Origin of the sequence: Streptomyces justiciae, from assembly GCF_015163075.1 — a bacterium.
Taxonomy (GTDB): Bacteria; Actinomycetota; Actinomycetes; order Streptomycetales; family Streptomycetaceae; genus Streptomyces; species Streptomyces justiciae.
In genome coordinates this window covers 185,750-209,348 of the sequence record NZ_JADDXU010000002.1, presented here as the reverse complement: position 1 = coordinate 209,348, position 23,599 = coordinate 185,750, and the positions used below count along the sequence as shown (strand labels likewise).

Sequence of the window (23,599 nt, the reverse complement as noted above, 5' to 3'; positions counted from 1 at the left end):
GGGATGTCTCCCGTCCACGCTAGGAAGCCACGGTCAGCTCCGGAAACGCGTCTTCGCCATGGCTGTCATCCGCGCCGGCGATCTCCTCCCCGAGCGAGGCGCCGATCCGCCGGACCGTCTCCCGCAGCCAGCGATGGGCCGGGTCGGAGTGCCGGTTGTGGTGCCAGTACATGGCCTCCACCAAGGGTACGTCCGGGAACGGCGTCGGTACGACGGCACAGCGGGCGAAGGACTCGTAGCGCCGTGCCAGCCGCTCGGGTACGAGGGTGACCAGGTCGGTGCCGCCGACCAGGAACGGCAGCACATTGAAGCCGGGTGTGCTGACCTGCACCTTCGGCGTGATGCCGAGGGTCTCCAGCTGGCGGTCGGCGGGCGTGAGCTTGCCGATGGCGCAGGCCGCGTGCGGCATCTCCGCCAGGTCGCGCAGGGTGAGTCGGCCGTCCACGAGCCGCGGATTGTCCGGGTCCACCAGACACACGAACCGGTCGTGCATCACGGTCTCGCTGACCCCCGGCAGCTGGTAGCCGAGCGGCACGATCATCAGGTCGTGGCAGCGCAGATGCGTCTCGGTCTCCAGCTGCCCGACGACGATCGGATGGAAGTCGATACGGACCCCCGGCGCCTCCTCCGCGATCACCCGCAGCAGCGGCTCGACGAGCACCGTCATCACGTAGTCGGACATCACCACCGAGAACCGCTGACGGCTGCGGGTCGGGTCGAAGTGCCTGGTCAGCGACAGGGCCTCCTCCGCCTTGTGCAGGGAGGACTGCACGACGGGCAGCAGCCGCTCCGCCAGCGGGGTCAGCTCGTACTCACGGCCCACCCGCACCAGCAGCTCGTCGTTGAAGTGCCGGCGCAGCCGGGCCAGCGAGCCGCTCATCGCGGACTGGCTGGTCGACAGGCGTACACCGGCGTGCGTGACGTTCTTCTCCTCCAGGAGTGCTTCCAGTGCCACCAGAAGATTGAGATCGATCGCTCCGAGTCCCACGGATGCCCCTTCCGGCCGCGTCTTTGAAGCCTGGTTTCCGGAGCGTAAACAACGCTCCGCCCCCGAGGAAGAGCTCGGGGGCGAACTCACAGGGATGCGATAAGAACCATGTGAGCGGTGAATACGTGCAGGTCAGCCAACAGCTAGGGGCGAGGCGTCCGGCCGCGCTTGCGGGCCCGCGGCAGATACACGTCACAGCGGCCGGGCACGATCCGGTTGCTGAGCGTGCCCAGCCGCTCCACGGTCAGCGTCACCTCGTCGCCCGGCTTCAAAGGTGGCGGAGTCCGCTCCCCGAGGCGCCCCCAGAACTCCGCGAGCGCGCCCCAGCCGCAGGTGCCGGACCCGAGAACGTCCCCGGGGCGCACCCAGGCGTCCCGGGAGGCGTAGGCGACCATCTCCTCGAAGGTCCAGGACATGTTGGCGAGGGTGTCCCGGCCGATGAGCTCCCCGTTGAGGGTGACCGTCATCTCCAGGTCGAGGAACCCGTCGGCGTCCCGCCGGTCCGCCACCTCGTCGGCCGTGACCAGGTACGGGCCGAGCGTGTTGGCGAAGTCCTTGCCCTTGGAGAAGCCCAGCCCCAGGTTCTTCTCCGGCTTCTGGAGATCCCGCGCCGACCAGTCGTTGAAGACCAGGTAGCCCACGATGTGCTCCCGGGCCTGCTCCGGCGTGAGATCACGCCCACCGCGGCCGATCACCGCGCCGACCTCCAGCTCGAAGTCGAGCACCGAGCACCCGGCAGGGATCGGCACGTCGTCGTTCGGACCGTAACCGGCGTGCGGGTTGGTGAAGTAGAACGCGGGTGCCCGGTACCACTCCTCGGGCACGTGCTCAAGCCCGTCCAGCGACTTCGACACACCCTCGATGTGCGCCTCGAAGCCGACGAAGTCACGGATGGACGGGGGCTTGAGCGGAGGCAGCAGCCTCACCTGATCCACCGTCAAATCACTTGTTCCTCGCAGGGCTTCAGCGCCCGCGCTGTGCAGGGCCTCGCCCTCGATCAGCTCCAGCACGCTCACCGGCAGCGGATGCACGACCCCGTCCCGCACCACACCGGCGTGCTCCACGCCCTCGTACTCGTATGTCGCGAAACGCATCGCTCACTGCTCCCAGTGGTTGGTGTTGGTGACGGTCCCGGCGCTGAGGTAGCCGGCGAAAAGGCCCTTCGGGTCGCGGATGGCCCGGATCTCCTGGAGCCGCCGCCACTGGGCGTCGCCCATGAACCTCAACTGCCGCACGGTGAAGTCGGAGTCGCCGAGATACTGGCCCGCGGTCACCGGCTGCATGGCCGCCATCGCCTCGTCCAGCCAGCTACGCAGTTCTGCGTCGCGCTCGGGCTCGTCGTGGACGACGTAGGTGGCGCAGTAGATCTCCGACTGCAACGAGAAGGCCATGTCGGGGAGTTGGCGGAGCGGGGCCATGGAGAACCAGATGGTGAAGGTCTGTCGGGTGGGGTGCTCGGTGAAGGCCTTGCGGATCGCCGGGACGACGTCCTCCGCCGGTCCGGTCAGCCAGGCGTTGTCGACGAGGTAGCGGTGGCCCTCGGGGTTGGCGGTGCGCTGGCCGTCCAACTGCTCGGCGAGTGTGGTGGGTTGAGCCTCGACGCGGAACAGTGCGCGGTCCGCGTACGGGTTGGCGTGCAGCGGGGCGAGCGTCTCGGCGGCCTCCTCCGGGGTGTCGGTCATCGACACGCCCGTCACCAGCAGCACCGGCTCGTCCAGGTCGGGCGGGGTCTGGGTGAGGGCGACGATCTCGACCAGGTCGGAGACCGTGTGGTGCATGCCGTGCAGCCAGGTCATGACCTCGTCGAAGAGGTCCAGGGAGTAGGCGTGCACGGTATGGGCCAGATGCCTTGGCAGGGGTCGGGTGCGCAGATGGAAGCGGGTCACCACGCCGAAGAAGCCCGGCCCGGCGCCGCGTGCCGCCCAGTACAGGTCGCTGTTCCGCGTCTCGTCGGCGCGTACCAGCTCGCCCTCGGCGGTGACGACGTCGATCGCGACGATGTTCTCCGCCGCCCAGCCCCAGCCGCGCGCGTTCCAGCCCTGCCCGCCCTGGAGCAGGAAGCCGCCGATGCCGACGGAGGGGCAGTGCCCGCCGTTGAAGAAGCGGCCGAACTCGCCCAGGTACGGGTTGAGTTCGTCGCCGCCCTTGATGCTGGGCGTCGCGGTCACGATCCCGGTGTGGGGGTCGTACGCCATCTCGCGGAAGTGCCCGAGGTCGATGAGCAGGGCGTCCCGGCGCACCGACCATGCGGCCCAGCTGTGGCCGCCGGAGCGGACGGCGACCTGCCAGCCGCGTTCCAGGGCGAGTCGTACGCCCTCGACGACATCCTGCTCGGTGTGGGCTTCGAGGACGGCGGCGGGCAGCCGGTCGGCGGGGCGGCGGGCGTTGAAGACGCGGCCTAGGCAGGCCTCCTCGAAGTCGGGGTCGTCGGGGAGGTGGAGCGTCCCGGTGAACATGTTCGTCCTCACTTCACGGCGATCGGGTTGACGGGCGCGCCGACCGCGCCGGTCACCGGCAGCGGGGCGGCGACCAGCAGGAACTCGTAGACGCCGTCGGCCGCGCAGTCCTCGGCGAGCGCCTCCAGGTCCCACATCTCGCCCAGCGGCAGGCCCATGTTGGGGATGGCGATCTGGTGCAGCGGGGACATCGCCGGCTCGGCGAACTCGTACGGACGTACCTCGAGGCCCCAGGTGTCGGAGGCGATCGCGGCGATCTCGGTGCGGTGCAGCCAGCCGAGCGTGGTGAAGGACAGGCCGGGCGCGTCACCGGCCGCGTACGTGCCCCAGCCGCCCTGTCGCCGTACCCGGCCGATCTGACCCGTGCGCACGAGGACCAGGTCGCCGCGGCGGACGGTGGAAGTGGCGCCCTGCGCCTCGATGGTGGCCCGCAGATGCTCCTCCAAGATGGGGAAACCGTCCGGGAGTTCACCGTTCGCGTCGCCGACCGCGCGGCCCACGTCGAGCAGGACACCGCGTCCGGTGAAGGCGTCCCGCATGTGCTCGATGCCGGTGACCGAGTCGCCGTTGCCGTTGACGATCGTGCACGGACGGCCGTTCCAGGCCTGTTTGTTGTCGTAGATGTGGCCCAACCCGTCCCACTGCGTGGAGGCCTGAAGGGGCATCACGACGTGGTCGTCGGCGCCGCCGAAGCCGTGCGGGAAGCCCTGCGTCCCGGCCGCCGCGTCGGAGCCGGTGTCCTTCATGTAGTGGACCGGGTTGATCCGGCCGCGGAAACCGCGCTGCGGACCGTCCTCGTTGAACTCCAGCGACAGGGAGAAGGGCCGACCGCGCCGGACCAGACCGGCCGCGTGGGCGCGGATCGCGTCGTCGATGAAGTTGAGCGTGCCGAGCACGTCGTCCTCGCCCCAGCGCCCCCAATTCCGGTAAGCGGAACGGGCTTTGGCGAGCTCCTCCTCGATCGGTCCCAGGGTCATCGTGTACGTCCTTTCAGCAGCAGATCGAGGGCGTTGCCCCCGGCGACGGCGGCACGGTCGGCCGGGGCGAGTCCGGCGGCGTCCAGGCGGGCCACCGGATCGTCGACGCCCATGTCGAAGGGGTGGTCGGTGCCGAGGACGACCCGGTCGGCGCCCACCTCCTCGACGAGGTGGCGCAGGGCGCGCGGGGTGTAGACGAGGGCGTCGAACCAGATGCGGCGCAGATACGCGCTGGGCGGCTCGGCACAGCCGCGCGCGTCCTGCCGTACCCGCCAGGCGTGGTCGGAGCGGCCGATGTACGTCGGCAGATAGCCGCCGCCGTGCGCGGCGACCAGCTTCAGCCGGGGGAAGCGGTCCAGGACGCCGGTGAAGATCAGATGGGAGAGGGCGACCGCGGTCTCGACCGGCTGGCCGACCGTGTTGCCCAGGTAGCGGGTGGCGAGCCGGGCGCCGAGGGAGCAGCCCCACGGGTGCACGAAGACGATCGCGCCGAGTTCCTCGGCCTTGTGCCACACGGGATCGTGGACCGGGTCGGCGAGTTCGCGGCCGTCGACGGTCGTGGAGACGCTGACGCCGTACAGGCCGTGCTCGGTGACGGCCCGGTCTAGGAGGGCGACCGCGAGGTCCGGGTGTTGCAGGGGGATGGTGCCGAGTCCGTAGAGGCGGTCGGGGGCCTGCGCGCAGTGCGCGGCTACGGCCTCGTTGGTGGTGCGGGCGAGGTCCAGGGCCAGGTCCGGGTCGGCCCAGTAGTGGTGCATGGGCATCGGGCCGACCACCTGGACGTCGACGCCCATCGCGTCGAGGTCGGCGAGGCGGGCCCCGACGCCCGTCAACCGGCTTGCGAGGCCCTGGAGTTGGGCCCGGTTCACGGCCAGTGACTCGGGGGAGTGGGCGCGCTGCTCCGCCGCCAGCTCTGCGGCCAGGCCCGGTGTGCCGGCGACCAGGGCGTCGGCCGCGGGGGCCGCGAGATGGCCGTGGAAGTCGACGACCGGGGCGCTCATGCGGCCGCCGTCAGCGACTGGAGGGTCTCCGACATGATGCGGGCGGGGTCGGCGCCCGGTGTGCCCGGGTGGATCTCCCACTCGGCGAGGCGCAGCGAGTTCTCCAGCACCATCCGCACCCGCGGCAGCCGCCGGGTCATGAAGTCGCCGAGCGCCTTCTCCACCGGCTCGTCCCCGGTGACCAGCTCCGCCAGCAGCACCGCGTCCTCCATGCACATCGCCGCGCCCTGCGCGATCAACGGCGGGCAGGCGTGGGCGGCGTCGCCGACGACCATCACGCGGCCGCGGTGCCAGGGCTCGTCGACGAGGACGGCCTCAATCCAGCGGTAGTCCACCGCCGTGTCGGCGGGCAGCGAGGCGATGACCTCGCCCCACAGGCCGCCGTACCCGGCACCGCGCTCGCGCAGCAGCGCCAGCGGGGCGCGCGGGCCGACCAGGGAGGCGTCCAGGTTCTCGTCGAGGAGGTAGGCGTAGCACTGGTCGGGGGAGATGGGGCTGTAGCCGGCCTTGAAGCGGGGGCCGCCGTAGTAGACCTCGGCGCAGTCCATCTCCGGCGGGCGGTGACCGACGACCCGGAAGATCGACATCCCGACGGGATGCGGCTTCGTCGCGATGCCGATGAGGCCGCGCATCGCCGAGTTGATGCCGTCGGCGCCCACCACCAGGTCGTAGCGCCCGGTGGAGCCGTCCGTGAAGGTGACGTCCACGTGGTCGGCGGACTGGTCGAGGCGCTCGACGCTCAGGCCCAGGCGGACGGTGACGCCATGGTCGTACACGGCGTCGCACAGCGCGTTCTGGAGGTCGGAGCGCAGGGCGCCCGCCGTCGACGGCAGGTCCGGGCCGCCTGTGTGCGGGGTGTCCAGCTCGACGATCAGCCCGCCGTCGGCGCGGCGCAGCCGCATGATGTCGAACGGCACCGCCCGCCGCAGCACCCGGTCCAGCACCCCCACCGAGCGCAGCGCCTTGAGCGCGTTGCCCTGCACGGTGATGCCGTGTCCCACCCCGAACCACTGGGGCGAGATCTCGACGAGCTCGACGTCGGCGCCGCGCTGGGCGAGCGCCAGGGACAGCACGCTTCCGGTGATGCCGCCGCCGACGACGAGCACCTTGTGTACGGGCATGGGGGATCCTTGCGAACGTAGGAAGGGACGGAGAAGCCAGGGGCCCGGCGCGGGACGACTCGGCGCCGGAAGAACGGCGTCAGCGCGGGCTGACTTGGTGGTAGTGCTCGACCGCCGGTGGCTCGGCGAAGAACGGGCCGACCAGGGCCCGCCACCGCTGGAACCGCTCGGACTCCCGGAAGCCCGTCATATGGGCCTCGACGGACTCCCAGCCGACGAGCAGCAGGAACACCCGCGGGCGCTCCTCGCAGCGCAGCAGCTCGGCCCATTGGAAGCCGTCGGCCTCGGCGAGCACCTGCCGCGCCTTGCCGAAGACCTCCTGGAACTCCTCCTCCCGACCGGCCTCGACGGTGAGTTGGGCATGCTCGACGACCACGGCGATCTCCTTGCTTCGGGGGTGCTCCGAGCCTGGTCGGCGGGGTGTGCGCGGTCAACGGATCGAGGCATCGGCAAGGGGGACGTCATGCATGTCGTACGGCGATGGAGGCGCAGCTCAGCGCGGAGGCGGGCCGGTGATGGCAGGCATCGTGAACGGCCATTTCCGCCCCGCCTGCGACATGCCTAGCGTCGAAGCCGAGCCGTCACCGTTCCCACGGCTCCCGTCCCGACCAGGAGAGCGCCCGTGCCCGATCCCCTGCCCACCCACGCCGGACCGTTCGCCCTCGGCACGTTCCGCTTCGATGCCGAGCCCTTTCCCGGCCTGGTCACCGGCGCCCGAGTGCGCGACCTGTCCGACCTGGTGCCTTCCGTCCGGGCGCTGGTCGAGGACTGGGACCGGTGGTTCCCGAGGCTCGACTCGCTCACCGACGGCATCTGGCACGACCTCGCCGACCTAGAGGTGCTCGCCCCGATCGAGCCCGGCCAGATCCTGCAGAGCGGCGCCAACTACCGCAAGCACGTGGTGGATCTGGTCGCCGCCGAGAAGGAGAGCGTGCACGGCGCGACGCCCGACGAGGCCCGCGCCGACGCCGAGAAGATGATGGACGAGCGGATACGCAACGGTGTGCCGTACGTCTTCCTCGGCTCGCCGCGCGCGATGTGCGGCCCGTACGACGACATCGTCCTGCCCGAACTCGGCGAGCAGCACGACTGGGAGCTCGAACTCGCCCTCGTCTTCGGCAAGTCGGGCCGGAACATTCCCGCGGACGAGGCCATGTCGTACGTCGCCGCGTACACCATCTGCAACGACCTCACCACCCGTGACCGCCTCTACCGGCCCGACCTCAAGGCCATCGGCACCGACTGGTTCACCGCCAAGAACGCCGACACCTTCCTGCCGACCGGCCCCTTCCTGGTCCCGGCCGCCTTCGTCGGCGACCCGGGCGATCTGCGGATCACCCTCCGGCACAACGGAGTCGTCCGGCAGGACGAGTCGACCAAGGACATGATCTTCGACGTCCCCCGGCTGATCGCCTACGTCTCCACGACCACCACCCTGCGCCCCGGCGACCTGCTGCTCACCGGCTCCCCGGCCGGCAACGGCGCGCACTGGGGCGTCTTCCTCGCACCAGGGGACGTGGTCGAGGCGGAGATCACCGGCCTCGGCCACCAGCGCAACACCGTCAGGAGCCACGCATGAGCTTCCAGCCCATCACCCATCTGCGCCATGTCGACCTGGCCGTACCGGACTTCGAGAAACAGCGTGCCTTCTACGGCGGCACCTGGGGGCTGACCGAGGTCGCCAACGACAGCGGCATCGCCTTCTTCGCCGCCGAGGGCAGCCCCGAGCAGTACATCGTCCGCATCCGCGAGGACGAGCGGAAGCGGATGGACCTGGTCGCCTTCGGGGCCGTGTCACCTGCCGCCGTGGACGAGCTTCATGTGCGGCTCGGCCGGGCTGACGTCCAACTCATCAGCGAACCGGGGGCGTTGGACACACCCGGCGGCGGCTACGGCTTCCGCTTCTTCGACCCGGACGGCCGCGTCGTCGAGGTGTCGGCCGACGTCGCCACTCGCACCCACCGCAAGATCGAGGAGCGCGAGGCGATCCCCGTCCGGCTCTCGCACTGCGTGGTCAACTCCCAGGACCCGGAAGGGCTCAGGGACTTCTATGTGACGCACCTGGGCTTCCGGTTGACGGACACCCTGTACTCCACGCACATGGGCGACCTCATGTACTTCCTGCGGTGCAGCCCCCTGCACCACTCCTTCGCCATCGCCCGCGGCCCCCATGTCTCCCTGCACCACGCCTCGTTCGAGATGCGCGGCGTCGAGGAGTACATGCGCGGCACCGGACGCGCGCTGCGCGCCGGGACCCGGCTCACGTGGGGGCCGGGGCGGCATCTCGCGGGCGACAACACCTTCTCGTACTTCCACGACCCGCACGGCAACACCGTGGAGTACACCACCGAACTGGCCGTCCTCGAAGAGGACCTGTGGCACCCCGGCCGCCATGACGTCGACGACCCGATCACCCAGGACCAGTGGGGCACCGCCGACCCGATGAGCGAGTCGGTGGCCAAGGAGCAGTTCAACGACCCCGACGTGCTCTTCGTGGCCCCGCCCGTCTGAGCAACCGACAGCAGAAAGGCCGCAGTTGTGGCAGAGATCCTGAAGCACGCCGTCCCCAAGGCCGAGGTGACCGCCTCCCTCGACCAGGTGCGCGAGACCGTCGCCGGCGTCATCGCCGACATCCGCGAGCGCGGTGACGAGGCCGTGCGGGAGTACTCCGAGAAGTTCGACAACTGGAGCCCCGGCTCCTTCCGCCTCTCAGCCGAGGGGGTGGAGAAGATCGTCGCGTCGGTGCCGGAACAGGTCATCGCCGACATCCGGTTCGTGCAGGACCAGGTGCGCGCCTTCGCCCGTCATCAGCTCGACTCCATGGGGGAGTTCGAGGTGGAGACGCTGCCGGGCGTGCGGCTCGGGCAGAAGCACATCCCCGTGCAGGCGGCCGGTGCCTACATCCCGGGCGGCCGCTACCCGCTCACTGCTTCCGCCCACATGACCATCGTCACCGCCAAGGTCGCGGGCGTGCCCCGGGTCGTCGCCTGTACGCCGCCGATCCGCGGGGAGATACCGGCCGCCACGGTCGCCGCGATGCATCTCGCCGGCGCGGACGAGATCTGGCTCCTCGGCGGGGTCCAGGCCGTCGCCGCGATGGCCGTCGGGACCGACTCCATGCAGCCCGTGAGCCTGATCGCCGGGCCCGGCAACGCCTATGTCGCGGAGGCCAAGCGTCAGTTGTTCGGGGAGATCGGCATCGACCTGTTCGCCGGGCCCACCGAGATCCTCGTGCTCGCGGACGACGACGCCGACCCGTTCGTCTGCGCGGTCGACCTGCTCTCCCAGGCCGAGCACGGCCCCGACTCCCCGGCCGTCCTCATCACCACCTCCCGCGAGGTCGCCGAGCGGACGATCGCCGAGGTCGAACGCATCCTGCCCGGCATGCCGACCCGCGACTACGCCGAGCCGGCCTGGCGCGACCACGGGCAGGTGCACGTCGTCGACTCGGTCGACGAAATGTACGCGCTGGCCGACGAGTTCGCGTTCGAGCACGTCGAGGTGCTGACGGCCGAGCCGCGCGAGGCTTTGGCGCGCATGACCCAGTACGGCGCCCTGTTCCTCGGCGAGGGCACCTGCGTCTCCTTCGGCGACAAGGTCATCGGCACGAACCACGTCCTGCCCACCCGGGGCGCCGCCCGATACACCGGTGGGCTGTGGGTGGGGAAGTACCTCAAGACGGTGACGTACCAGGAGGTCACCGACACCGAGTCGCAGGCGCTGCTCGGGCGGCTGTGCGGGCGCGCCTCCCGCGTGGAGCTGTTCGAGGGGCACGCCCGCTCCGGCGACGTACGGGCCGCGAAGGCCGCCGGTGACGCGCTGCCGTGGAACACCGAGTGAGCCTGCACGGGCGCACCGCCCTCGTCACGGGCGGGGGAGGGCCGTTGGGGCGGGCGTTCGCGCGCGCCCTCGCGGCGGAAGGGGCCCGGGTCGTGCTGGTCGGGCGCAACCAACGGGCGCTGAAGGAGGCGGCGGAACAGGTGGGCGAGGCCGCGCGGACCGCCGTGTCTGACGACGACCCTGCCCCGGATTCCGTGCGGACGGCCGTGTGCGATGTCTCCGACCCGGAATCCGTGCGCGACCTGGCCGTCGAACTCGCCGACGAGAACGTGTCGTTGCTCGTCAACAACGCCGGCGTCGCGGGCCCGGTCAAACCGCTCGTCGACATCGAACCAGGTGAGTGGGACGACGTGTTCGCCGCCAACGTCCGCGGCGTCTACCTCATGTGCCGCGCCTTCCTGCCACCGATGATCGAGGCAGGCCGGGGCGACATCGTCAACGTCGCCTCGGTCAGCGGAAAACGGCCCCTCCTCAACCGCACCCCGTACACCGCCTCCAAGATGGCGCTGCTCGGTCTCACCCGAACCCTGGCCGGGGAGGTCGGCCCGCTCGGCGTCGCCGTCAACTCCCTGTCCCCGGGGCCGGTTCGGGGCCCGCGCATGGACCGCAACTTCCGCCTCACCGCCGAACTCACCGGCTGCACGGTCGAGGAGGCCGAACGCGACTTCGCCTCCCGTGCCGCGCTCGGCCGACTGGTGGAGGAGCACGAGGTCGCGCAGGCCCTGGTGGCGATGCTGGCCATGCCCGGCCTCTGCGGAGCCGACATCGACCTGTCGGCGGGGATGGTCGCACCCGCCTAGCCGACGTCTGTCGCCACCCTGTGTGATCGCCATGAAGTGGGCCGTGCGATCCGAGGCATCGGGTTCCAGGATGTCTCCGCACGGCCCCTATTGCCTGTTGGGGCAGGCTGCTTCACTCCTTCCAGCGCACCGCAAGGTGCCCTCGCCCGGGCCGTCGTGACCATCTGCCGACGGTGGGCCATCACGCTGCGCGACGGCGCACTCGAACCCTCGGAAGGCAAGCAATGACGCTGATCACCCGACGCTCGGTCCTGATCGCAGGTACGGCCACCGCCGGCGCCGTCCTCCTCCCGGCGGCCACCGCCACGGCCGGTACGCGGACGACCGGCAAGAAGATCGCGGTCGCCGCGGGGGAGACGTACGAACTCTCCAGCACCACCCGCGTCAGCGAGCTGTCCATCGCCGAGGGCGGCATCATCGCCGCCCCCGACGGCTACAGCCTCTCCCTCACCGTCGACGGCGTGGAGACCGGCCAGCTGCTGACCGAGACGGGCGGCACCGCCACCCTGATCCAGGCCGGCACCTACCGGGGCGACGTCGTCCTCACGGTCGCCGAGGCCAACGCGGTGACCTACGAGACCCTCACCTTCCCCTTCCGGCAGGCGGTGTACGTGGACGCCGACGGCGTCGACCGCGACAAGTCCGTCCTGACGGCGGTGCTCGGCGGCAAGCTCACCGACACCCTCGCCCGGAACGTCTCGATCACCTCGACGGGCGAGTGCTTCGACGGCGTGTTCGTGCAGGACGCCACCTACACGCTGGAGAAGCCCACCATCTCCCTGACGGGCAACGGCCGTTGCGACTTCGCCGGCTACGGCGCCGCGGTCGTCGGCGACGGCTCGGCCACCAAGCTGGTGGTCGACGGCGCCCGCATCGCCACCAAGGGCGTCGTCCGTACGACCGTCATCGCGAACGACGGCGCGAACGTCGTCGTCAAGAACTCCGTGCTGCGCGCCCGCAACGGGGTCCTGCCCGACGACTACCAGGCCACCGTCGAGACTCCGTACATGGAGTCCGTACCCTGGATGCTCGGCCTCGACGGCAACGTCCGCGCCACCAACCTCATCGGCAAGAACACGAAGGCGACCTACCTGAACTCGACCGTCTTCTCGGAGACTTGGGGCGCGCTGTCCGTCGAGGGCGGCAGCGGGCTGAAGCTCACGGCCGTCAACAGTCACGTCGGCAACACCGGCACGTACGGCTACGGCACCTACGCCATCGGCGACGCCACCGTCCGTGTCCTCGGCTCCCGGTTCGACGTCGGCAGCTACGCCACCATCATCGCGGGCCCGGCCGCGGTCGTGCACTACGGCGACAGCACCAGGGCCGCCGTGGCCGCACTCAACACCGAGCTGGAACTCGGCCTGACCGACACCGAGTTGAAGGCGCTGCCGGTCCGCAACACCGTCGTGAACTCCGGCCACTTCGGCTACATGTTCTTCGGCGCCGGCACCCTGACCCTCGACGGCGGCACGGTGATCAACTCCGAGCGGGCCACCTTCCTCAACAAGGGCCAGCAGACCGCGATCACCGTCGACGGCTCGCAGGGCGCCCGGCTCAACCCGCGGGACGGGATCATCCTCCAGATGATCGAGCTGGACGACCCGGGACCGGTCAACGTCGACGGCAAGATGCTCAACACGGGTGTCTACACCGAGCCGACCGGCGACCCCACCAAGGACGCCACCTTCGACGTCACCACCGCCCACACCACCGACGGCGCCGCCACCTTCACCTCCATCAAGCTGAAGGGCGACTTCTACAACGGCATGCGCAAGGGCAAGAACATGGTCCTCACCTTCGAGGACGCCACCGTCGAGGGCGTCATCTCCGCCACGCAGGCCAAGCACCGGGTGTCGACCATCGACGCGTCCACCTTCTACGAGCTGGGCATCGTGACCAACACCGTGCAGGCCGCCGTCAACAACGGCGTCGTGGTGTCGCTCGGCAGCGGCTCCTCCTGGACGGTCACGGGGACGTCGTACGTCACCTCGCTCGCCCTCGCCGACGACGCCGCGGTCAAGGCGCCGCGCGGCAAGACCCTGACCGTGACCGTCGACGGCACCGAGACGACCGTCACGCCGGGCCAGAGCTACACCGGGGCGATCACGCTGACCGTCGCGTAGGCGGGTGCGGGCGCGGCTGTCTCACGCGAGCCGCGCCCGCGCGTCCTCCTCGATCCGCGCGAACTGGGCGCCCATCGCCTCCGCCAGGGCCTGGGCGCCCGACAGCGGGCGGACCATGACCATGAACTCGTCGATCAGACCGTCGCCGTTGACGTGCAGGAAATCGCAGCCGGTGATCTTGCGGTCGCCCACCCGCGCCTCGAAGACCAGGGCGTGGTTCTCGCCGTCCGTGCCCTCGATCTCCCGCACATAGCGGAAGTCCTCGAAGACCCGGGACACGCCGCGCAGGATCGCGGCAGTGATCGCCTTTCCGGGGTACGGCTTGAAGACGACCGGGCTGGTGAAGACGACGTCCTGCGCCAGCAGCGCCTCGACGGCGTCGAAGTCCCAGGCCTCGACGGCCTCGCGGAAAGCACGCATCCGACCTCACCTCATAGTCAATTAGTTGAGTAAGTGCGTTTGAGGGTAGACCGTGGGTGACCGGATGTCCACGGGGGTGGGCGGGTGCTCCCCTAAGCTGACGCGATGTTCAGCCCCGAAGGCCCGAGCCTCCGCGAACTCGCCGTCCAGGCCCTGTCGTCCGTGGAGCGCGGCTACGACCTGCTCGCCCCGAAGTTCGACCACACGCCCTTCCGTACCCCCGACTCCGTGCTGAACTCCGTAGGCCGGGCACTGGCCCGCAGGGGGCCCTTCGAAGCCGGCCTGGACCTGTGCTGCGGGACCGGTGCCGGAGCCGGGGTGCTCGCGCGGGTGTGCCGGGGGAGCGTCACCGGCGTGGACTTCAGCCAAGGCATGCTCGCCGTGGCCCGAGAGCAGGTACGACCCGCCGGGCCACGCGTGGACTGGGTCCGCGCCGACGCCCGGGCCCTGCCGTTCGGCCCCGCCTTCGACCTCGTCGTCAGCTTCGGGGCGTTCGGGCACTTCCTGCCGTGCGAGCTGCCCGGGCTGTTCGGCCAGGTCCGCTCCGTGCTGCGACCGGGCGGCTGCTTCGCGTTCCCCGTCGTCGCGCCGCCCCGCCCGGGGTCCCTCGGCTACTGGATGCTCCTCGGCTTCGACCTGGTCATGCGGGTACGGAACGCCGTCTGGCGCCCACCGTTCGTCATGTACTACCGGGCCTTCCGGCTGACAGACGTCCACCGGCAACTGGAGGCCGCGGGCTTCCACGTCGACCTCGAAGCCCTCCCCGAGTTCGGCCGGCGCGACGACGGCAGCCCACGGGTACGCATGATCGTGGCGAGCCTGCCCGGCTGAACAGCCCCTCCGGCGGCTACGGAGTGCCGCCCACCACCCCGGCTGAAGTCCGCCTCCTGCGCCAACGGCGTACCGCCCGCCTGTCCGGCTGAAGCACCGCTTCCGGTGACTACGGCGCGTCGCCCTCCCGCCCGACTGAAGGGCCGCCTCCTGTGTCTTGGGTGTGCCGTCCTCCGCCCGGCTGAGGCCTCGCTTCCGGTGACTACGGTGCGTCGCCCTCCCGCCCGACTGAACGGCCGTCTCCTGCGGCTACGGAGTGCCGCCCTCCCCGCCCAGCTGAACGGCCCTTTCCTGCCGCTACGCAGTGCCGCCTCCCCGCCCACCTGAACAGCCGCCTCCCGCGGCTACGCACTGCCGCCCTCCCCACCCAGCGCCACCCCGATCCCCGCCTCCACCCCCAGCTCCCCTCCCTCGCGCACCGCCTCCGTGAAGCGGGCGTCACCCAGGGAGGCGCGTAGGCGGCGTTCGTACTCGCGGTGGAAGACCGTGGTGTCGGGTCTGCCCAGTTGCGGCAGGCCCGCCGTGCGCCACAGGTGTCTGCTGATGCCCATGAGGCGGGCGGCCGGCTCGTCCTCGCCCCGTGCCGCCTGCGCCGCCACCAGGAGGTCGGCGACCGCGGCGGCGCCGATCCGGTCGTGCACCCGCCACTTCGCGGTCAGCGCCTCCCGCGCCGACGCCACGGCCTCGTCGGCGTGCCCCAGCCCGATCCCGGCCAGCGCCACGAAGAAGTCGCCCCAGGCCCGCATCCACACCTCGCCCCGCTTGGCGCAGTCCTGACGCAGCCGCTCGGCGACCGCCGCGCAGCGCTCGAACGCGGCCTGCCCGGCGAGGAGATACGCCTGGAGGGCGAGCGTCATCAGCTGGAAGAACTCGGCACCTCCGTCCCCCACCGGAGCCTGCCCACCGGGCCCGTACAGCACGGCCGAGCGCGCCGACTCACCCCGCACCGCGAGACTCGCCCCGGTCAACGGCAGCGCGGGCACCGGCAGTCGACGCTCCTCGGCCAGCCACACATAGGCGGCGCTCACCGACTCGGCGGCCTCCAGATCCTCGGCTACGACGGTGACCAACCGGTGCGCCCACACCGCGAGGCCGTGCTCCGGGCCGCCGTCGGCGGGGGCGCGCCCCAACGCCCGCTCCAGATATCCCCGCCCCTCCTCCGCGAATCCGCAGGCGAACCAGAAGAACCAGAGGCTGCCGGTGAGTTCGAGCGCCGTCTCCGGCTCGGGAGCCGCCAGGCACTCCTCCACCGCCAGCCGCAGATTCGCGTGCTCCGCGGTGAGCCGCTCGGCCCACATCCGCTGGCCCGGCCCCAGCCACTCCGCCTCACCCTGGCGGGCGATCCACCGGAAGTAGTCCCGGTGCCGCCGCCGTACCGCCGCCGCCTCACCGAGCCCCGCGAGCCACTCGGCCCCGAAGGAGCGCACGGTGTCGAGCATCCGGTACCGGACCACCAGTCCCTCGACGTCCCGGGTCACGATGGACTTCTCGGTGAGCGAGACGAGCAGCGGGAAGACCTGCTCCGGGTCCAACGGGCCGCCGTGGCACACGAATTCGGCCGCCTCGACGTCCCAGCCGCCCGCGAACACGGACAGCCGTGCCCACAGCAACCGCTCCAGCGGCGTGCACAGTTCGTGGCTCCAGCCGATGGCCGTCCGCAGGGTCTGATGCCGGGCGGTGCGCGGCCGGGCCGGGGAGACCAGCAGATCGAAGCGGGAGTCGAGCCCTTCGAGGAGCCGCTCCAGCGGCAGGCCCCGCAGGCGTACGGCGGCGAGCTCCAGGGCCAGCGGTATCCCGTCCAGGCGGGTGCAAACGGCGGCGACCCGCGCCCGGTTGTCCTCCGTGAGCGCGAACGACGGCACCGCGGCCGCGGCCCGCGCGGCGAACAGCTGCACCGCGTCGTCGTGTTCGCCCAACGGCAGCGGCACCACCGTCAGCAACTGCTCGCCCGGCACCCCCAGGGCCTGCCGACTGGTGGCTAGCACCCGCAACTCCGGTACGTTCGCGAGGAGTTCCCGGACGACCCGCGCGCACTCGCCGAGCACATGCTCGCAGGTGTCGAGCACGAGCAGCAGCGGCGCCCCCGCGAGATGCTCGCAGACGGCCTCCAGGAGCGGCCGCAGCGTCTGCTCGGTGAGCCGGGTCGCCTGCGCCACCGCGTTCGTCAGCAGGTCGGGGTCCCGCAACTCCGACAGCTCCACCAGCCAGACCCCGCCGCGGAACCCGGCCTTCGCGGCATGCGCGGCGCGCAGCGCGAGGCGGGACTTCCCGACACCCCCCGGCCCCGTCAGCGTCACCAGTCTCGACGTCCCCAACAGGCCCGCGATCTCGGCGAGTTCAAGGCCACGTCCGATGAACGCGTTCGCCTCGGCGGGAAGGTTGCCGATCCTGCCACCGTGCACAGAAGCCGCCATCGTCCCCCCTCACCGGTTCCGACGGGAGGTCACCCTAACCCCTCACGGCAGGCCCGATTCCGGCGTAGCGTGGATGTGCTCCACCACACCGACGGAGGTGCGGGAATGGCTGTATCACCCACCCGGACCACTGTGGGACGGATGCGCCAGGGCGACCATCTGCTCCTCGGCTACGACACCGACGAGGAGCGGGAGACCGTACTCGCCGCGTTCCTGCTCGACGGCCTGGCCTGCGGCCACCGCGGGCTCCTGCTGCCGCCTGCGGACATCCCGGCCGGTGTCGCCCTGTCCTTCCTGGAGGCGTACGGCTGCCGGGTCGACGAGGAGCTCGCGGCCGGCCGGCTCTGCGTGGACGCCCATCTCGCGCAGCCCGAAGGCCTCTGGGACCTCGACGAGGTGATCCGCCGCGAGGCCCGCCGCGCGGTCGGCGACGGCTACCTCGGTCTGCGCGTGGCCACGGAGGTGCTGCGCGCCCAGGCCGGCCGGGGTCTGAAGAGCCTCCACGACAGCGAACTGCTCCTCGATCCCGTCTTCGCGTCCCTGCCCGTGCTCGGCATCTGCCAGTACGACCGCCGGGTCTTCGACGAGTCCGAACTGGCGCCCCTCGCCGGACTCCACCACGGCCGGGTCGGCGCCGACCAGGTGTGGCACGACGACCTGCTCTCCATCACCCGCACCTTCGCGCCCCCGGGCCTCGCGCTCGCCGGCGAGGTCGACGACACCAACGTCACCGCCGTCGCCCGCGCTCTGCACGCCGAACGGGCCCGCCCGCACTCCCGCACCCCGGACGGCCCGCGCACCCGCCTCGACCTGCGCGACCTGCTCTTCATCGACGTCGGCGCCCTGCGCCTGCTGGTCTTCTCCGCGCTCGCCCTGTCCGCCGCCGGCGGCACCCTCGTGCTGTGCGGCGTGGCCCCGCACGTCCAGCGGGTGATGCGGGTGGCCGGCTGGGACCGCGTCCCCGGCCTGCGCCTCGAACCGGCCGGGCCGACGCCATGAACCGGCACCTTCAGCCAGACAGGCCGACCTCATGAGCCGCACCGGCTTCGTCCACCAGGCCCTGCGCTACGGCTCCGACGTCGAACTCCTCGGCGGGACCGTCGACTTCGCCACCGACGGCCTCGCCGCGGGGGACGCGGTCCTCGCCGTCGTAGCCGCCCGCAACATCCCGCTGCTGCGCGAGGCGCTCGGCGACCGCTCCCGCCAGGTGGAGTTCGTAGCGGCCGACGACTGGTACGACTACCCCTCCCGCACCCTGGGCCGCTACCACGCCTACTGCGACCGCCACGGCCCGAACCGCAGGGTGCGGGTGATCGGCGAACCCGTCTGGGCGGGCCGCAGCGGTTTCGAGACCCGGGAGTGGATGCGCTACGAGTCCCTCCTGAACGTCGCCTTCGCCGACAGCCCGCACTGGATCCTGTGCCCGTACGACACCCGCCGACTGCCCGCTCTGGTCGTGGAGACCGCGGCCCGCACCCATCCCGAACTCGACGACGGCAGCATCAGCTCGGTCTATGCCGACCCGGCCCACTTCTACGCGGAATGCGACGCGCACTGCCCCGACCAAGTACCCGGGGCCGCGGACCGCATCCCGATCACCCGGGACGGCTCTGCCGCCGTGCGTCGAGCCGTCGCCGCGTACGCCCGCCGGGCGGGCCTGCCCGAGCAGCGGACGTACGACCTGGTGGCCGCGGCCCACGAGACCGTGGTCAACGTGCTGCGGCACGGCGGCGGACGGGGTGTCGTACGCCTGCACGGCGACCAGGATCACCTGATCTGCGAGATCAGTGACGAGGGAGCGCACACCTCGTCGCCGCTCCCGGACTTCCCCGGCCATCTGCCGCCCGAGCCGCGCGCTCCGAACGGCCACGGCCTGTGGCTGGTACGGCAGTTGACCGACCTCGTCACGGAGCGGCTGGATCCCGCGGGCTCCGTGGTGCGGCTGTACTTCCGTCGGCCGGCAGCGTGAACTCGTAGACCAGAGCCCCCTGTTGGTCGTCGAGCACCAGGTCGGTGATCTCCAGCGGCCGGGCGTACTGGTCGTGCACCCGCCGGGTCACCCGTACCGCCGGCGAGTCCGCGAGCGGGGTGATGGAGTCGCGGTGGTGCAGGGTCAGGCCCGCCCTGCGCATCCAGTCGTACGCCCGCCACAGCTGCGCCGAGGCGGTTCCGTCGGCCCGGTCCCGGTACCGGGCCAGCTCCTCGACCTCGGCGAGCGCCACCGCCGAGAAGGACGTCACGGCCGTACGGCCGCCTCCCGCGCCCGCCGACTCGTAGCGGTGCACCAGCGTCGGCCGGTGCGGGGCGAGTCCGAGCGCCTCGGCGTGCTCCGGCGGGGGAGTCTCCCAGGCGACGGTGGCCCGGTCGGCGGCGACGGCGGTGGCGGCGCCGACCGGGAACGCGAGCCCGGACGGGGCCCGGACCGGCTCCCCGGGCAGGGCGGCATGGCTGCCGCGCCGGTCGGTGGCGACCATGCCCTCGCGGCGCAGCACCTCCAAAGCCTGCCGTACGGTCTCCCTGCTGACGCCGTAGTGCTCGGCCAACCGCCGCTCGCCCGGCAGCCGTTCACCGGGCGGGACGGTGCCGTCGCGCAGTTCCCCGAGGAGTTGCGTGGCGATCCTCCGGTACAGCGGTGGGTCCTGGACCTGGTGCGGGGTGGTGCGGGCCATGCCGCGCCTCCTGTAGTGACGTGCCGTAGCCGTGCGGGCTCATTGCGCCACCAGATCTAGCATTGGTCTAAACCACCTGGGAAGAGCGGCCCGCCGGTTCGGCCGAAACCGGACCGCCCGTCACAGGGCGCTGTACAGGGCGTCGACGAGGGTCATCTTCCGCGGATCGTCGGCGATCTGAGGCCCCATGCGGTTCATGACGTACCCGAGCGACACCCCCGCCTCGGGGTCCGCGAGGCCGCAGGAACCTCCGAAGCCGTCGTGTCCGAAAGCGCGCGGGTTCGGCCCGTACGACCCGCCGTCCCCGCTCAGCCACAGCCCGAGCGCCACCTCGGTGTCCCGGCCGAGGCCGGCGCCCAGCACCAGGTCACGGCAGCCGCCCTGTCCCTCGCGCACCCGCTCGGCCGCCTCGGGGGACAGGACGCGACGGCCGTCCCACATCCCTCGGCCCGCGAAGATCCCGTACAGCTGGGCCACCGCACGCGCGGTGCCGTGTCCGTTGGCGGCGGGAATCTCCGCGGCCCGCCACCCGGGCGAGTTGGCGTCCGCAGCGCCCATCAGCGGGTTGGCCAGCGCGGCCAGCGCCAGGGGCGGCAACTGCACGGCCGCCGCGCCCTGTTGACTGTTCGCCGCGGGTGCCAGGTGCTCCAGCTCCGCCGCCCGGCCGTACTCCTTCTCCGGCAGGCCGATGCTGAAGTCGATGCCCAGCGGCCCGGTCACCTCCCGGCGCAGGAAGGCCCCCGGCAGCAGTCCCGACACCCGCCGCACCACTTCCCCGACCAGGAAGCCGTACGTCAGAGCGTGGTACCCCGACTGTGTCCCGGGCTCCCACCAGGGCTCGCTCGCCGCGAGTCGGCGCGTGGTGAACTCCCAGTCGTAGAGCTCCTGGAGGGAGTGCGGCTCCCGCAGCCCGGACAGTCCGGCCCGGTGCGACAGCAGATGCCGTACGAGCACCTTCTCCTTGCCCGCCGCCGCGAACTCCGGCCAGTACGCGGCCACCGGCGCGTCGAGGTCGAGCAGTCCCCGGTCGGCGAGGATGTGGGCGCACAGGGCCGTCGGCCCCTTCGACGTCGACCACACGTTGACCAGCGTGTCCCGCTGCCACGGACGGGTGCGTGCCGCGTCGGCCCAGCCGCCCCACAGATCCACCACGGTCCGGCCGTCGACCGTCACGGTCACGGCGGCGCCGAGTTCGCCCCGGTCGCGGAAGTTCTCCTCGAACGCCGTGCGGACGGCCGCGAACCGCGCGTCGCAGTGGCCTTGGATCAAGGGGTCGTGCTCGGACATGGGCCGCCTCCGTGTCGCACACCGGAAACCGGGCCGCGACGCCGCGACCCGGGCCCCTTGAACGTACCGACTGGTCGGACTGGAGGGAAGGTGTGCGACGTCCGTCAGAGGCGCGAGCGCAGCCAGCGCAGCTTGACCGCCTCCTGGTAAGGGCCGCCGCCCTCATGGTCGTTGAAGTCGTACACCTCGATCTCCCGGTCGTCGTGCGCCCAGTTGTTGAAGGCGGCGAAGACGGTGGAGGGCGGGCAGGTCAGGTCCTCCAGGGCCGTCGAGAAGAGGGCCGGGGCGCTGCCGCGGGCGGCGAAGTGGACGCCGTCGAAGTAGGAGAGGGTGCGCAGGGTGTCCTCGGCGCGGCCGCGGTGCGTCCTGAGGAACAGGCGGATCTCGCGGTACGGGTGACGGTCCGTCACGGTCGCCGCGCGCGGGAAGTGGCACAGGAACGGCACGTCCGGCGCGACCGCCACCAGGTCCGGCACCAGCCCGCCCACCGCGAGCGTGATGCCGCCGCCCTGGCTGATGCCGGTGACGGCGGTCCGCGCGGGGTCGACGAGCGGATGCGAACGGGCCGCCTCGACGGCACGCACGGCGTCGGTGAACAGACGGCGGTAGTAGTAGGTCTCGGGCGACTCGATGCCCCGGGTCATGTAACCGGGGTAGGCGGGCCCCGCACCGACCGGATCGGCCGTGGCGCCGCCACCGCCGTTGCCGCTGCCCTGACCGCGGGTGTCCATCACGAAGTGCGCCCGGCCCGTGGAGGCCCACAGCAGGTGCTCGTGCGGCAGCCCGCGGCCGAGGCCGTACCCCATGAACTCCACTATGACCGGGAGGGGTTCCTCCGCTCCGGCGGGCAGGGTCAGCCAGCCCTTCACCGGGTGGCCGCCGAACCCGGCGAACGTCACGTCGTACACCCGCACCGTGGACAGCCCCGTGTCCACGGGCTCGAAACGGGCGTCCAGCTCGTGCTCCCGGGCCTCCTGGAGCGTCTTCGACCAGAACGCGTCGAAGTCCTCGGGCTCCGGCGAAGTGCTGCGGTACGTGCGGAGCTCATCGAGGGGAAGGTCGAACAGGGCCATGTAGGACCGCCTTTGGGATGAGGTGCGGATGTGGAGTGCGCATGACGGGTGCGGATGATCACACCGTACGTCGGTGGTCCGACGAATCGCCAGGCCTTTGCCCGGTCACGGGCCTACGATGGCGCCATGTCAGCTGCCTCCGAAGTGCCTGTTCGGAATGCCGAACTGCTGGTCAGGGATGCCGACCTGCTCGTCGTCGACGGGGAGCGGGAGATCCGGGGCGGCTGGGTGGCCATCGCAGGTGGTCGGGTCACCGGAGTCGGTACGGCGGGGAGCGAACCCGAGGCCGACACGACGGTGTCGGCCGCCGGACGGCTGGTCACGCCCGGCCTGGTCAACACCCACCACCACATCTACCAGAACCTCACCCGCTCCTACGCCCCCGCCGTGAACGGCTCCCTCTTCGACTGGCTGACCACGCTGTATCCGCTGTGGGCCGGCCTCGACGAGGAGGCCGCATACGTGTCGGCGTACGTCGGCATGGCCGAACTCCTCATGGGCGGCTGCACCACGTCCTCCGACCACCTCTATGTCCACCCGCGCCCGCGCCTGGTCGACGCCGAGATCCGCGCCGCCCGCGACATCGGCTTCCGCTTCCACGCCACCCGCGGCTCGATGACGCGGTCCGTCGAGGACGGGGGACTGCCGCCGAGGAGCGTCACACAGTCGACGGACGAGGTGCTCGCCGACAGCGAGCGCCTGATCAAGGCCCATCACGACCCCGAACCGGGCGCCCTGATCCGGGTCGCGCTCGCGCCCTGCTCGCCGTTCTCGGTGACCAAGGAGGTCATGACGGCCACCGCCGAACTCGCCGAGCGGTACGACGTCCGCCTCCACACCCACCTCGCCGAGGACCACGACGAGGACACGTACTGTCTGGAGACGTACGGCTGCCGGCCTGTCGAGTACTTCGAGGACTGCGGCTGGATGAGCGACCGCACCTGGGTGGCGCACTGCATCTACCCGAACGACACCGAGTTGCGCCGCCTGGCGGACGCGGGCGTCGGGGTGGCCCACTGCCCCAGCTCCAACATGCTGATCGGCGGCGGCACGGCCCGGGTGCGGGAGATGCGCGAACTCGGCCTGCCTGTCGGCATCGGCTGCGACGGCTCCGCCTCCACCGACCACGCCTCCCTCTGGATGGAGACCCGCAACGCCCTGCTGCTCGGCCGCTACCGGGGCGGCCCCGGCGCCATGACCGCCCGGGACGCCCTCGACATGGCCACCCGCGGTTCGGCCCGCTGCCTCGGCCGCGCCGACGAGATCGGCCACCTCCGCCCCGGCGCCTGCGCCGACCTGGTCGTCTGGGACCTCCATGAGATCGCCCTCGCGGGCGCGTTGACCGACCCCGTGGAGGCGTGGCTGCGCTGCGGACCGGCTCGCGCGTGGACGACGGTGGTCGCGGGCCGGGTGCTGGTGGACCGGGGCGAACCGGTGTTGCCGGGACTGCGGGGCGCGTTGCGCGACCATGGGCGGGTGGCGCGGCGGATGCAGGGCGTCGGCGGGTAGCAGGCGGGAGCTGGGGAGTCGTTCACGCCGGCCGGCGGCGCTTCCACTCCGGTTTCGTCACGCCGGTCGGCGGCGCTTCCACTCCGG

The 23,599-nt window shown here is 71.5% G+C and carries 21 protein-coding genes; 9 read left to right on the top strand and 12 right to left on the bottom strand.

The genetic code is table 11. The features are described from left to right. Positions 1-19 precede the first annotated feature (19 nt). The 7 genes from IQ210_RS05110 to IQ210_RS05080 form a co-directional block, all read right to left on the bottom strand. Positions 20-988, bottom strand: coding sequence for a LysR family transcriptional regulator (locus IQ210_RS05110; protein ID WP_194077473.1), 969 nt, complete (start codon positions 986-988; stop codon positions 20-22). 143 nt (positions 989-1,131) lie between these two features. After that, the gene (locus IQ210_RS05105; protein ID WP_194077471.1) at positions 1,132-2,082 is read right to left on the bottom strand and encodes a fumarylacetoacetate hydrolase family protein; all 951 of its coding nucleotides are present in this window, start codon (positions 2,080-2,082) and stop codon (positions 1,132-1,134) included. A gap of 3 nt (positions 2,083-2,085) precedes the next feature. Further along, positions 2,086-3,444 carry an FAD-binding oxidoreductase gene (locus IQ210_RS05100; protein ID WP_228047046.1) on the bottom strand — a complete coding sequence of 453 codons (1,359 nt, stop codon included), beginning with the start codon at positions 3,442-3,444 and terminating at the stop codon, positions 2,086-2,088. 8 nt (positions 3,445-3,452) lie between these two features. Continuing rightward, positions 3,453-4,421 (bottom strand): cyclase family protein, encoded by a 969-nt coding sequence (locus IQ210_RS05095; protein WP_194077467.1) that lies wholly within the window; start codon positions 4,419-4,421, stop codon positions 3,453-3,455. Beyond that, on the bottom strand, positions 4,418-5,422 hold the full coding sequence (locus IQ210_RS05090) for an amidohydrolase family protein (protein WP_194077465.1): 1,005 nt from the start codon (positions 5,420-5,422) through the stop codon (positions 4,418-4,420). The genes IQ210_RS05095 and IQ210_RS05090 overlap by 4 nt, the downstream gene beginning before the upstream one ends. Continuing rightward, on the bottom strand, positions 5,419-6,543 hold the full coding sequence (locus tag IQ210_RS05085) for an FAD-dependent monooxygenase (RefSeq protein ID WP_194077463.1): 1,125 nt from the start codon (positions 6,541-6,543) through the stop codon (positions 5,419-5,421). The genes IQ210_RS05090 and IQ210_RS05085 overlap by 4 nt, the downstream gene beginning before the upstream one ends. Before the next feature lie 79 nt (positions 6,544-6,622). Beyond that, positions 6,623-6,919: an antibiotic biosynthesis monooxygenase family protein gene (locus IQ210_RS05080; RefSeq protein ID WP_194077461.1), complete on the bottom strand. Its 297-nt coding sequence runs from the start codon at positions 6,917-6,919 to the stop codon at positions 6,623-6,625. A 246-nt stretch (positions 6,920-7,165) separates the two neighbouring features. Here IQ210_RS05080 and IQ210_RS05075 point away from each other — a divergent pair, with 246 nt between their 5' ends. From IQ210_RS05075 to IQ210_RS05055, 5 genes are all read left to right on the top strand, one after another. Beyond that, positions 7,166-8,122 carry a fumarylacetoacetate hydrolase family protein gene (locus IQ210_RS05075; protein ID WP_194077459.1) on the top strand — a complete coding sequence of 319 codons (957 nt, stop codon included), beginning with the start codon at positions 7,166-7,168 and terminating at the stop codon, positions 8,120-8,122. Next, positions 8,119-9,054 (top strand): VOC family protein, encoded by a 936-nt coding sequence (locus tag IQ210_RS05070; protein ID WP_194077447.1) that lies wholly within the window; start codon positions 8,119-8,121, stop codon positions 9,052-9,054. The genes IQ210_RS05075 and IQ210_RS05070 overlap by 4 nt, the downstream gene beginning before the upstream one ends. 27 nt (positions 9,055-9,081) lie before the next feature. Then, complete coding sequence (gene hisD / locus IQ210_RS05065; protein WP_194077445.1) at positions 9,082-10,383, top strand: histidinol dehydrogenase; 1,302 nt, start codon at positions 9,082-9,084, stop codon at positions 10,381-10,383. Next, positions 10,380-11,183 (top strand): SDR family NAD(P)-dependent oxidoreductase, encoded by an 804-nt coding sequence (locus IQ210_RS05060; protein ID WP_194077434.1) that lies wholly within the window; start codon positions 10,380-10,382, stop codon positions 11,181-11,183. The genes hisD and IQ210_RS05060 overlap by 4 nt, the downstream gene beginning before the upstream one ends. Before the next feature lie 224 nt (positions 11,184-11,407). After that, complete coding sequence (locus IQ210_RS05055) at positions 11,408-13,309, top strand: hypothetical protein (protein ID WP_194077432.1); 1,902 nt, start codon at positions 11,408-11,410, stop codon at positions 13,307-13,309. A 21-nt stretch (positions 13,310-13,330) separates the two neighbouring features. On the opposite strand, the gene IQ210_RS05050 is transcribed toward IQ210_RS05055, so the two are convergent. Next, positions 13,331-13,729 (bottom strand): nuclear transport factor 2 family protein, encoded by a 399-nt coding sequence (locus tag IQ210_RS05050; protein ID WP_194077430.1) that lies wholly within the window; start codon positions 13,727-13,729, stop codon positions 13,331-13,333. Between the two features lie 105 nt (positions 13,730-13,834). On the opposite strand from IQ210_RS05050, the gene IQ210_RS05045 reads away from it, so the two are divergent. After that, the gene (locus tag IQ210_RS05045; RefSeq protein ID WP_194077428.1) at positions 13,835-14,560 is read left to right on the top strand and encodes a class I SAM-dependent methyltransferase; all 726 of its coding nucleotides are present in this window, start codon (positions 13,835-13,837) and stop codon (positions 14,558-14,560) included. A 344-nt stretch (positions 14,561-14,904) separates the two neighbouring features. On the opposite strand, the gene IQ210_RS05040 is transcribed toward IQ210_RS05045, so the two are convergent. Then, positions 14,905-16,974, bottom strand: a complete 2,070-nt coding sequence (locus tag IQ210_RS05040; protein ID WP_194077426.1) for an ATP-binding protein — start codon at positions 16,972-16,974, stop codon at positions 14,905-14,907. 105 nt (positions 16,975-17,079) lie between these two features. Between IQ210_RS05040 and IQ210_RS05035 the strand changes: the two genes are divergently transcribed. Then, on the top strand, positions 17,080-17,973 hold the full coding sequence (locus IQ210_RS05035; RefSeq protein WP_194077424.1) for an MEDS domain-containing protein: 894 nt from the start codon (positions 17,080-17,082) through the stop codon (positions 17,971-17,973). A gap of 31 nt (positions 17,974-18,004) precedes the next feature. Further along, entirely contained in the window at positions 18,005-18,943 is a 939-nt protein-coding gene (locus tag IQ210_RS05030) for a sensor histidine kinase (RefSeq protein ID WP_194077422.1), read from the top strand. Here the strand turns inward: IQ210_RS05030 and IQ210_RS05025 are convergent. From IQ210_RS05025 to IQ210_RS05015, 3 genes are all read right to left on the bottom strand, one after another. Then, positions 18,879-19,643 carry a GntR family transcriptional regulator gene (locus IQ210_RS05025; RefSeq protein ID WP_194077420.1) on the bottom strand — a complete coding sequence of 255 codons (765 nt, stop codon included), beginning with the start codon at positions 19,641-19,643 and terminating at the stop codon, positions 18,879-18,881. The genes IQ210_RS05030 and IQ210_RS05025 overlap by 65 nt on opposite strands. A 120-nt stretch (positions 19,644-19,763) precedes the next feature. Then, the gene (locus tag IQ210_RS05020; RefSeq protein ID WP_194077418.1) at positions 19,764-20,930 is read right to left on the bottom strand and encodes a serine hydrolase domain-containing protein; all 1,167 of its coding nucleotides are present in this window, start codon (positions 20,928-20,930) and stop codon (positions 19,764-19,766) included. A gap of 104 nt (positions 20,931-21,034) precedes the next feature. Continuing rightward, the gene (locus IQ210_RS05015; protein WP_194077416.1) at positions 21,035-22,003 is read right to left on the bottom strand and encodes an acetylxylan esterase; all 969 of its coding nucleotides are present in this window, start codon (positions 22,001-22,003) and stop codon (positions 21,035-21,037) included. A gap of 126 nt (positions 22,004-22,129) precedes the next feature. Here IQ210_RS05015 and IQ210_RS05010 point away from each other — a divergent pair, with 126 nt between their 5' ends. Beyond that, on the top strand, positions 22,130-23,512 hold the full coding sequence (locus IQ210_RS05010; protein ID WP_194077414.1) for an 8-oxoguanine deaminase: 1,383 nt from the start codon (positions 22,130-22,132) through the stop codon (positions 23,510-23,512). Positions 23,513-23,599 lie beyond the last annotated feature (87 nt).

What these genes read in the sequence shown, in the direction of transcription:
- IQ210_RS05105 (WP_194077471.1), bottom strand. Translation starts at nt 2,082, where the DNA reads ATGCGTTTCGCGACATACGAGTACGAGGGCGTGGAGCACGCCGGTGTG.
- IQ210_RS05100 (WP_228047046.1), bottom strand. Translation starts at nt 3,444, where the DNA reads ATGTTCACCGGGACGCTCCACCTCCCCGACGACCCCGACTTCGAGGAG.
- IQ210_RS05095 (WP_194077467.1), bottom strand. Translation starts at nt 4,421, where the DNA reads ATGACCCTGGGACCGATCGAGGAGGAGCTCGCCAAAGCCCGTTCCGCT.
- IQ210_RS05090 (WP_194077465.1), bottom strand. Translation starts at nt 5,422, where the DNA reads ATGAGCGCCCCGGTCGTCGACTTCCACGGCCATCTCGCGGCCCCCGCG.
- IQ210_RS05085 (WP_194077463.1), bottom strand. Translation starts at nt 6,543, where the DNA reads ATGCCCGTACACAAGGTGCTCGTCGTCGGCGGCGGCATCACCGGAAGC.
- IQ210_RS05070 (WP_194077447.1), top strand. Translation starts at nt 8,119, where the DNA reads ATGAGCTTCCAGCCCATCACCCATCTGCGCCATGTCGACCTGGCCGTA.
- IQ210_RS05055 (WP_194077432.1), top strand. Translation starts at nt 11,408, where the DNA reads ATGACGCTGATCACCCGACGCTCGGTCCTGATCGCAGGTACGGCCACC.
- IQ210_RS05050 (WP_194077430.1), bottom strand. Translation starts at nt 13,729, where the DNA reads ATGCGTGCTTTCCGCGAGGCCGTCGAGGCCTGGGACTTCGACGCCGTC.
- IQ210_RS05045 (WP_194077428.1), top strand. Translation starts at nt 13,835, where the DNA reads ATGTTCAGCCCCGAAGGCCCGAGCCTCCGCGAACTCGCCGTCCAGGCC.
- IQ210_RS05040 (WP_194077426.1), bottom strand. Translation starts at nt 16,974, where the DNA reads ATGGCGGCTTCTGTGCACGGTGGCAGGATCGGCAACCTTCCCGCCGAG.
- IQ210_RS05035 (WP_194077424.1), top strand. Translation starts at nt 17,080, where the DNA reads ATGGCTGTATCACCCACCCGGACCACTGTGGGACGGATGCGCCAGGGC.
- IQ210_RS05030 (WP_194077422.1), top strand. Translation starts at nt 18,005, where the DNA reads ATGAGCCGCACCGGCTTCGTCCACCAGGCCCTGCGCTACGGCTCCGAC.
- IQ210_RS05025 (WP_194077420.1), bottom strand. Translation starts at nt 19,643, where the DNA reads ATGGCCCGCACCACCCCGCACCAGGTCCAGGACCCACCGCTGTACCGG.
- IQ210_RS05020 (WP_194077418.1), bottom strand. Translation starts at nt 20,930, where the DNA reads ATGTCCGAGCACGACCCCTTGATCCAAGGCCACTGCGACGCGCGGTTC.
- IQ210_RS05015 (WP_194077416.1), bottom strand. Translation starts at nt 22,003, where the DNA reads ATGGCCCTGTTCGACCTTCCCCTCGATGAGCTCCGCACGTACCGCAGC.
- IQ210_RS05010 (WP_194077414.1), top strand. Translation starts at nt 22,130, where the DNA reads ATGTCAGCTGCCTCCGAAGTGCCTGTTCGGAATGCCGAACTGCTGGTC.